This window comes from Xanthovirga aplysinae (assembly GCF_009711365.1).
Classification (GTDB): Bacteria; Bacteroidota; Bacteroidia; order Cytophagales; family Cyclobacteriaceae; genus Xanthovirga; species Xanthovirga aplysinae.
Genome location: NZ_SMMB01001157.1, coordinates 1 through 9763, shown reverse-complemented (window position 1 = coordinate 9763; position 9763 = coordinate 1). Strand labels below are relative to the sequence as shown.

Sequence of the window (9763 nt, the reverse complement as noted above, 5' to 3'; positions counted from 1 at the left end):
AACGCAAAGTTTAGACAGGCTCTTAAAGAAATCTAATAAATTCTATTTTCCTCTTTTAAATGAATTTTCTAATACGCTACCTAAAGGCCTGACCTTGGAGGAACTTTATTATTCAAAATAAATTTCTTGAATTCATTAAGTTATGGCCCAAAATTATTTTTCTCTCTTAACGAATTCTCACTTATCCTCATCAGGAAGAATTTCTATGTCCTGCACCAATACACGCTTAGAGATCTGTTGACCAGTTTTAGTAGCAGCCAAGCCTCCTAAAGCCGTTTCTTTATAGCGGGTTTCCATACTTTGACCGACTTCTCCCATGGCATCCACACATTCATCCACTGGGATGACAGCACTCACATCTGCCAAGGCTATTTGTGCCGAAGAATTGGCAATAGCGGCAGCACTAGCATTTCGCACGACACATGGCACCTCGACCAAACCTGCCACAGGGTCACAAATTAAGCCTAACATACATTGAATAGTAATAGCCACGGCATTAAATACTTGATCTACACTCCCTCCTAAACAATAAACAATAGCTCCTGACGCCATGGCTGCCGCACTTCCAGTTTCTGCCTGACATCCACCAACCGCTCCAGCCAAAGAAGCTTTTTGCTCGATAATCAAAGCAATTCCTGCACTTACTAATAAGCCTTCTACAATCTTTTTATCCGACAAATTGTGTAGGTCTTGCAGAGTATACAAAACTCCTGGAAGAATACCTGAAGCTCCGGCAGTTGGAGCTGCCACAATCCTACCCATACAAGAATTTACTTCTTTGGCCGCAAGAGCTCTGGATATCAACTTTTGAAATTCGGGTGATAGAACAGTCACCGGATGATTATACACCTTTTTGGCACCATTCTTTATCATTCCGGATCGTGAACTCATTTCTTCACTCAAACCAGAATTAACCGCTTCCTTCATTACTTCATACGCTTGTAATAAACCATTGAATACCTCCTCCTCTGAACGACCTTTTTGCTTGGTCTCATATTCAAGTACCGGCTGATGCAATTTCAACTGCTGGGTTTCACAATATTCCTTCCAGGAAGCAAAACCATTAAAAAGAAAACTCATACATCTATTCTTTTAAAGCCCAAGCTGGGTAATTTAGAATTAATAATTAAGCAATACGAAATTAAAACTTCAAAGGCCAAAAGGTGAATTATAAGCTTTGAGCTATATAAATCAAAAAAGCCGTCAACTACATATTCTTTTGAATGATTCCTTATTTTTAAGGGCAAATTTGAAGAGACAGATTATGTCATTCAGTAATTTGCAATCATAAAATTCCTCTGTCTTTCTTCTTAGAAAGAACCTCAAGATTATTGCCTCTCAAAATTAGTCACTCTATCAATTATTATATAACAAACTCGATCAAATATTATTATAATCTTAAAATTCCACCAAAATCCTTACAATGAAGGTAGTTTTTATGAATATCCCTTGTCTGTAGACTACAAAAAATTCAGCGTTTTAACCGGGTATAGTCCACCCAAAGAACTGACAATTTGATACCTATTGAAACGTTTTTCTTCTGGGATACTGCCAGATAAAACTTAAAATCAGTCCCTGTAACTGCCAAGCTGTCATAAAACAACTTCAAAAGACAATTGGCACAACCCTTGTAAATGGAGACAACAGAAGAGTAAAAAATACTCTTGATATTAATGAATCAGCATAGCAATACATACATTTTATTATGGGAAAAATAATTGGAATTGACTTAGGAACCACTAACTCTTGTGTAGCGGTGATGGAAGGGAACGAACCCCACGTTATCCCTAATAGTGAAGGTAAAAGAACTACTCCTTCTATTGTAGCATTTCTAGACGATGGAAAAGGAGAACGTAAAGTAGGTGATCCTGCAAAACGCCAGGCGATCACAAACACTCATAACACGGTTTCATCGGTGAAGCGTTTTATGGGGAAAAAATTTGATGAAGTAAGTGAGGAAAAAAAGGAAGCCTCCTTCAAAGTAGAAAAAGGAAATAACGAAACAATTCGTATTCGGATTGGTGATCGACTATATACTCCTCAGGAACTTTCGGCCATGGTACTTCAAAAAATGAAGTCAACAGCGGAAGATTATCTGGGAAGCGAGGTAAAAGAAGCCGTAATTACGGTACCTGCCTACTTCAATGATGCGGAAAGACAGGCGACTAAAGAAGCAGGTCAAATTGCAGGGTTAGAAGTAAAGCGTATTATCAATGAGCCTACGGCAGCTGCCCTGGCATACGGAATGGATAAACGCGATAAAGATATGAAAATCGCCGTTTATGACCTGGGTGGAGGTACTTTTGATATCTCTATTTTGGAATTAGGTGACGGTGTATTTGAAGTATTATCCACAAATGGAGATGTTCATTTGGGAGGTGACGATTTTGATCAGCAAATTATTAACTGGCTGGCAGAAGAATTCCTGAAAGATGAAAACATCGATCTTAGAAAAGACCCAATGGCGCTTCAGCGTTTGAAAGAAGCTGCTGAAAAAGCTAAAATTGAATTATCAAGCTCTACCAGCACAGAGATCAACCTACCATATATTATGCCGGTAGATGGAATCCCTAAGCACTTGGTAAGAACATTAAGTCGTGCAAAATTTGAGCAATTATGCGACAGCTTGTTCAGAAGAAGCATGGATCCTGTCAAAAAAGCATTAGAAGATGCCGGAATTTCTGGTTCTGATATAGATGAAGTAATATTGGTAGGGGGTTCTACGCGTATTCCAAGGGTACAGGAAGAAGTAGAAAAATTCTTTGGCAAAAAACCTTCAAAAGGAGTGAACCCTGATGAGGTAGTTGCGATTGGAGCCTCTATCCAGGGTGGTGTATTAACCGGAGAAGTTAAAGACGTTCTTTTATTAGATGTTACTCCGCTTTCTTTAGGTATTGAAACCATGGGAGGTGTAATGACCAAGCTAATTGAGGCCAATACCACTATCCCAACCAAAAAGTCGGAAGTATTCTCCACCGCCTCAGACAATCAGCCTTCAGTAGATATTCACGTACTGCAAGGAGAACGTCCAATGGCGAATGACAACCGTACAATCGGTCGATTCCAGTTATCAGATATTCCACCAGCACCAAGAGGAGTTCCTCAAATCGAAGTGGCTTTTGATATTGACGCCAACGGTATTATGCATGTTAGTGCCAAAGACAAGGGTACTGGAAAAGAGCAAAAAATCACCATCGAGGCATCTTCAGGTTTGAGTGATGATGAAATCGAAAAAATGAAGAATGAAGCTAAAGCCAATGCTGAGGCTGACAAGGAGATAAAAGAAAAAGCTGACAAGATCAATGCGGCGGATGGACTGATCTTCCAGACAGAAAAGCAATTGAAAGATTACGGTGACAAACTTTCTGACGGAAACAAATCAGCGATTACTTCTGCATTGGAAAAACTCAAAGAAGCACATAAATCACAGGATCTAGCCGCTATAGATACTGCAATGGAAGGCTTAAACAATGCTTGGCAAGCGGCTTCTCAGGAAATGTATGCTGCATCCCAAGAGGCAGGTGCTGGTGCTACCCAGGGTGATGGACAACCTGGAGCAGGAGCTCAAGGTTCTTCAGACACTGGCAAAGATGACGGTAACGTTTCTGATGTAGAATTTGAGGAAGTAGATGATAAAAAATAAATAACTGAAAATGAGAGCACAGCTTTCATTTTCCTTATCAAAAAGGCCTCAGTATGATACTGAGGCCTTTTTTTGATAAAAAACACTCGTGCAAAACATGGGAATTGTTTTGTGTTTCTAATAGAAGAGTGATATGTTTGCACTCCGAATTGCGCAAGTGGTGAAATTGGTAGACACGCAGTCTTCAGGCGGCTGTGCCTTCGGGCGTGGGAGTTCGAGTCTCCCTTTGCGCACTATACTTCAATAAGTGCCTCATTTTAAAAGAATGGGGCTTTTTTATTTTTAAACCAAATAGTAACTGATAAGGAAAGAAATATCTATAACCGGTAGAGGCTTACTAATAATTTAAAAGTCCATTTCAATAATATATCCGTTTCAGTAGATCTTAATAACTTTAAATTCTACTACAAAGAAATTTCAAAGCTCTTATAGGGAGCTGAAGATTTGAGAATATTTACCCATTATCCTTTTTTATTCCCTAAATATTTTAAAAGCCTGTCTAGGAAAGGCCTTTCAGTACCAGGGAAGCCGTGGCAAAATTAGTAGCAAGGGGAATGTCATGCACATCACAAATCCGCATCAGCATTTGTACATCGGGTTCGTGGGGGTGTTTATCCAATGGATCTCTAAAAAAAATAACCAAATCCAATTTCTTCTCTGCTGCCATGGCCGCAATTTGAGCATCTCCCCCTAATGGCCCCGACAATAACCTATTCACCTTTAACCCTGCTTTCTCGGCATGCTTCCCGGTTGTTCCAGTTGACACCAAATTTGCATTATTTAAAAAGTCTTTGTGTTCTCTCAAAAAAGTTACCATGTCGGCCTTTTTCCCATCATGGGCAATAATTGCAATTCTCATATAAATTCAGTTTTATTTTTAAATCAAATGGAATTTATCCAAACATGAAAGAATGTACTGGAAAATTGCTAATTAAACGACCAGTTTAATACCTAAAGGCTTGTCTAAATCAAAATTATGAAACCGAATTAAAACCCCGGACAGAGTCCATCATTACAGGCCAAACAAACTGAGTTAGAAAAAATTTACTCACTAACTTGGGGGTTGATCCATAAATGACTATACCAAAACCATTTTCTCCCATCAAGAGAAGGTGCCGTTATTGTATATAAGGTCCTTCTATTATTGAGAGGGGCCTCTGCCTTCATTGTGAACTGATTGGGGTTTCGAGAGTCAGCAATTAACCTACAATTCTTACTACCCTGAACAAAACATTGAATTTGATTCAAATTTATTTGAGAATCATTGATTTCCAGCTTTAAAATGGGCGGATTATCGGAAGACAAAACAGAAGACTCGGGAACTACATTTTTTACCTCTAAAGCCTTCATTTTGGCTTTGGATCTAAAACCCTCCAATGAAGCAAAAGAAGAACCCATAGGAAACCGAGGAAGGGCAAACCGATCACTATACGAAGAAATCACTCCGGAATTTTGAGCTGCAGCTGCCTTAAATCCCAACTCTTGAACAGCCTTCTTCAAATCCAAACTATATTCTCCATAAGGATAAGCAAACAATTCAGGGCTAATCCCCAAATTCTCTCGAATAGTTTTCTGAGCTTTGGCAACATCCTCCTTAAATATCTTTAATTTCTCTTCTTTAGAGTAATTTAAAAAATAGGCATGACTATGAGAATGATTCCCAATTTCAATTCCTGCGTCCACTAATTGTTTTAACTCCTTCCAGTTCATATAAGAGCCACCACCCACGGTTGCGGTATTGACAAAAACAGTAGCTTTATAATTGTATTTTTGAAGTAAAGGAAATGCACGTAATATAAAAGATCGGTAACCATCATCAACAGTAAGTACCACTGATTTTTGGGGTAAATTATCGGCATCAATTAATTTCAGGGCCTCCCCAAGGGTAAGGACTGTAAAATGATTTTCTTGTAACCACTGAAGCTGCCTTTCAAAAGTTTCTAGGGAAATATTGGTGGAAGGGTAATTTTCTTCTCCAAATCGATGATAGACAAAACAGTTAATTTCTCCTTTTCCCTCCTTTTCTATGGAAATTGGTGCTTCTTCAATCGACAATGGGAATACCAGTATCTTAATGGCTAGAAGAAAAACTACACTAAATGTAAGAAACAATATACTTTGCTTAGACATAATCAGCACCTCTTCATTAGAATCAAAACAAAACATTTTACCTGGAAACAGCTAAAAAAGAATTCAAGGTTTCCATCAACTACAGTCTCCAGATAGCTCTACTTTCCTTATGCTTTTAATCTTTCCTTTAAATTCTTCTCAAAAGCAAGACCGTTTAATTCGGAAAAAGAGCAAAAAAGCCTTTCTATTTGCTGGAAATATATTTTTTCCACCAATACTGAAATACAAGCAGTGCCCAAATTTTAGCATGTGAATCTTCAGGGTTTGTTGAAAACAATTTAGCTTTCAAATTTCTAATTTCCTCAAGATCAAAAATACCCTGTTCTTCAATAAAGGAATCTGCCAACAAATCATCAATAATCATGGATTTGAGTCCTGTACGAAGCCATTTCAATAAAGGTACTTCAAATCCATGTTTAGGGCGCTTGTACAAATCTTCAGGAAGAACATTTCGAAAGGCATCCTGCAGGATTCGTTTCTTCATTCCCTTATTAATTTTGGAGGATTCCGGTAGCTGAAAAGCAAATTCCACAATCTCATGATCCAAAAAAGGAACGCGCACTTCCAAGCTATTTGCCATGGACATCATATCTACCTTGGTAAGCATGTCATTAACAAGCACCAAATGCATATCAGTATACAAGGTTTCGTTAATATCCGATTGGGTTGAAAAATGCTCCAAATGCTTTGTTTTGAAATCTTGATACGATTGTTTTTCCAACTTACTTTTAGCATTGGAATTCAACAAACGATCAACCTCCTTTTCCCTTGTAATACTGGCCCAACGCCAATATCTTTCTCCCTCCGATAAACTCAACCCCTCGGCAAAACGCTGTAACTGCCTAAACTTATTTCCCAGAGGGTTATTTCTGGACTTTGGCATAACTTTCCAAAGTGGAAGCATGGAGTTTATCGCCATAGCAGTTACTCCCCCATTCATTGCCCGATAAGCAGCAAGGTGTTTATTATAGCCTGAGAACATCTCATCAGCACCATCCCCTGAAAGCGCAACCGTGGCCTTTTGCCGGGTTTTTTGACTTAATATATAAACTGGAAGAGCAGAAGAGTCCGCAAAGGGTTCGTCCAGATAGTCAAGGACATCAAAAAGGTGTTCGTAAAGGTCTTCATTGGTTAGGGAAAAAACCGTATGTTCTGTTTTAAATTTAGCAGCTACCTGACGAGCATAATGGGTTTCATCAAAAAATGGTTCGTCCTTATATCCTATGGAAAATGTATTCAGTTTATCAGTCTGTCGGCTAGCCAAAGCGGTAATTACGGATGAGTCAATTCCCCCACTCAGAAAAGCTCCCAGAGGTACATCGGCCACCATACGACGTTTTACAGATCGGTCCAACAATTCTACCAATTGCTTTTTTTGCTGTTCATAAGATAATTTTTCGGGGTTCATATTGTCCCTGGAATAAGGAATCTTATACCAACAGTCAATATTTACTTTACCGTTTTTCATTTCCAAAAAATGGCCTGGCAACAATTTTTTCACCCCTTTTAACATACTAAAAGGACCTGGAGTATAATTAAATTGTAAGTAGAGTTTTAAAGCATTAAAATCTATATCCCGTGGAATATCATAAGCTAAAAGGGCCTTCATTTCTGATCCAAAAGCTAAAAAATCTTCTGATGAATAATACAAAAGAGGCTTAATGCCCAGGCGATCGCGGGCAATAAAGAGTGATTTTTCCAAAGAATCATAAATAGCAAAGCAAAAAAAGCCATTTAACATTCCCAGACATTCTTTACCCTTTTTTTGAAATAATTTTAAAAGCACCTCCGTATCCGAAGAAGTTCTAAATTTTATGCCATCACATTCCAATTGTGCTCTTAACTCACGATAATTGTAAATCTCACCGTTGAAAACAAGGGTAAACCGCCCACTAACCTCAGTCATTGGCTGACGAGAATTGTCGCTGGTGTCAATAATCGAAAGCCGCCGATGCCCTAAACCCACTTTCTGGTTCACATAAGTTCCTCTGCTATCCGGTCCTCTCTTAGTTAAATAATCAACGGATTGATCTAAATGATTCAACTGACTTAATCCCAGTTGGTTAAAAGCAAAAAATCCTGTAATTCCACACATATCTATTTACTTCCAAACCCTAAAAAATCACAAAAGAAGGGAATAATGTATTTTTTATTCTTTTCATTTTTAAGATAAAAACATATATTTGATATAACCAAAATTAAACCTTTTATCTGTGAATAGACCAGAATACTTCATAAAATTTCTCAGCTTTTTGCTGTTAGTCTTCATTTTGGGTGGTTGTTCCGCTGGTAAAAAAGCACGCATAAAGGAACAAAAAATAAAGAGTGTCATTCAGGCGGCACGAGCTTATACAGGGACACCATACCGCTTTGGAGGCACCACACGCTCGGGAATTGATTGCTCAGCTTTACTACACAATTCCTTTAGAAAAATTGACATACAAATTCCTCGAACATCTGAAGCCCAAAGCAAGATTGGGGAAAAGGTAAAATTGAAAGACCTCAAACCGGGTGACCTTGTTTTTTTTGCTACAGGGAGGAAAAAAAGAAAAGTAACCCATGCTGGAATGGTAACGAGTGTAAAAGGCAGTAAATCAATTAAGTTCATACATTCTTCCACTAAACTAGGAGTGATCGAAAGCAATCTCTACACCGATTATTACAGAAAAAGATTCCTAAAAGCCCGTAGAGTGCTTTGATTTTAATTTTTTATGTGTCTATATTTGCACACGCTATGGGGGATTAGCTCAGCTGGCTAGAGCGCTTGCATGGCATGCAAGAGGTCGCCGGTTCGACTCCGGCATTCTCCACACATTCTTAAAAAAAGGCTCTTTACATTGTGTAATGGGCCTTTTTATTATCTTCTAAAAATTTGCTACAATCCTTGGTACAATTTATTTCAATTTTTCTGATTCTAAAGTATTAATATTTCATTGAATTTATTTTAAATCCCATTAACTTAGAAATGTTGACTTACTTACAGAAAGTAAGCACACTTTAAAATACCCCATTGACCTTCCCCCAGCTTTACTTTTTTCCCGAACACCCCCAGCACTTGAAAAGACGAAAGGGCAAAATCCTTTTGTTCTTACCTTCTTTTGCCTAAAAGAAAAGATGAAAACGTACCACTAAGTCCTGCCTATCCAAACATATAAACTCATTACTAATGAAAAAAATCTGTTTACTGCTCAGTGCAGCAATCATGAGTGCTGCTATGGCATTAGCCCAGAAAAATCCTGAACAAAAAAAAATCCAAAAGCAAAAGGTTCCACTACCTTGGAAGTTAAGGTCATCCAAGGAGATACTTCTATCAAATTCTCCTAACCTTTTTTCTTTTTCTAATTCTTTTTTAAGAAAAATAGACTATTTCAATCCTCTACTTTTTTCCAATCAATTGAAGACTCCCTTTTCCATAGGGATAAGCCAGCAGCAAGTACCTTTGGTTTTAGTTCCAATAACAGCATCAGCTTCTGCTACTGCTACCATGTTTGCGCTGGACATGGACACAAATATGGTAAGTGACGCTAGTAACAACACTGCTACTGCATTTGCATTTGCTTTTAGCCTTTTTGGCCCTGGAACAGCAAGCGCTACCGCCCAGACTACTATCCAAGAAGGAATGGGAAATACGGCTATGGCTACTGCTGCAGCCTTTAAAACAGGGGCTGCAAATGCCACTGCAAAATCATTTGTAGACATTGGTACTAATACAGGAAGTAATCCACTGGATAACACTGTTAATGCTACTGCTGAAGCTATTGGTTTAGGAAGCGGGCAGGCCGCAGCCGAAACTTCAGTGGAAATAGAAGAAGGAACCGGAAACATGGTAAATACAAAGGTGGTAGCTGTCGCTGCTAATGGAGGAAGCTCTAAAATTAATGAAGATACTCAAACAAATGAAAATGGGAAGGTATTTATTAATGGTGATGAAAGTGAAGTAACTTCCACCACTCGTGCAATAGCTTGGGGGGAGGGATCAATAGCTAATAT

7 protein-coding genes and 2 tRNA genes are annotated in these 9763 nt (G+C 38.4%); 5 read left to right on the top strand and 4 right to left on the bottom strand.

Annotated elements, in window-relative coordinates; all coding sequences use genetic code 11:
- Positions 1–177: 177 nt before the first annotated feature.
- A complete protein-coding gene (sdaAA, locus tag E1171_RS14840; RefSeq protein ID WP_155206827.1) occupies positions 178–1080 on the bottom strand; it encodes an L-serine ammonia-lyase, iron-sulfur-dependent, subunit alpha in 903 nt (300 codons plus the stop codon).
- Between the two features lie 625 nt (positions 1081–1705).
- On the opposite strand from sdaAA, the gene dnaK reads away from it, so the two are divergent.
- Both dnaK and E1171_RS14830 read left to right on the top strand, forming a co-directional pair.
- Positions 1706–3643, top strand: a complete 1938-nt coding sequence (gene dnaK / locus E1171_RS14835; protein ID WP_155206826.1) for a molecular chaperone DnaK — start codon at positions 1706–1708, stop codon at positions 3641–3643.
- Between the two features lie 151 nt (positions 3644–3794).
- Positions 3795–3876, top strand: a tRNA-Leu gene (locus E1171_RS14830).
- A 266-nt stretch (positions 3877–4142) separates the two neighbouring features.
- On the opposite strand, the gene E1171_RS14825 is transcribed toward E1171_RS14830, so the two are convergent.
- The 3 genes from E1171_RS14825 to asnB form a co-directional block, all read right to left on the bottom strand.
- Positions 4143–4502, bottom strand: a complete 360-nt coding sequence (locus E1171_RS14825; protein WP_155206825.1) for a methylglyoxal synthase — start codon at positions 4500–4502, stop codon at positions 4143–4145.
- A gap of 185 nt (positions 4503–4687) precedes the next feature.
- Positions 4688–5773: a polysaccharide deacetylase family protein gene (locus tag E1171_RS14820; protein WP_187696473.1), complete on the bottom strand. Its 1086-nt coding sequence runs from the start codon at positions 5771–5773 to the stop codon at positions 4688–4690.
- A 184-nt stretch (positions 5774–5957) separates the two neighbouring features.
- Positions 5958–7868: an asparagine synthase (glutamine-hydrolyzing) gene (asnB, locus tag E1171_RS14815; RefSeq protein ID WP_155206823.1), complete on the bottom strand. Its 1911-nt coding sequence runs from the start codon at positions 7866–7868 to the stop codon at positions 5958–5960.
- A gap of 118 nt (positions 7869–7986) precedes the next feature.
- Between asnB and E1171_RS14810 the strand changes: the two genes are divergently transcribed.
- The 3 genes from E1171_RS14810 to E1171_RS14800 form a co-directional block, all read left to right on the top strand.
- Positions 7987–8472 carry an NlpC/P60 family protein gene (locus E1171_RS14810; protein WP_187696472.1) on the top strand — a complete coding sequence of 162 codons (486 nt, stop codon included), beginning with the start codon at positions 7987–7989 and terminating at the stop codon, positions 8470–8472.
- 37 nt (positions 8473–8509) lie between these two features.
- A tRNA-Ala gene (locus tag E1171_RS14805) sits at positions 8510–8583 on the top strand.
- A gap of 356 nt (positions 8584–8939) precedes the next feature.
- Positions 8940–9763: hypothetical protein (locus E1171_RS14800; RefSeq protein WP_155206822.1), on the top strand; the 824-nt coding region annotated here is incomplete at its 3' end.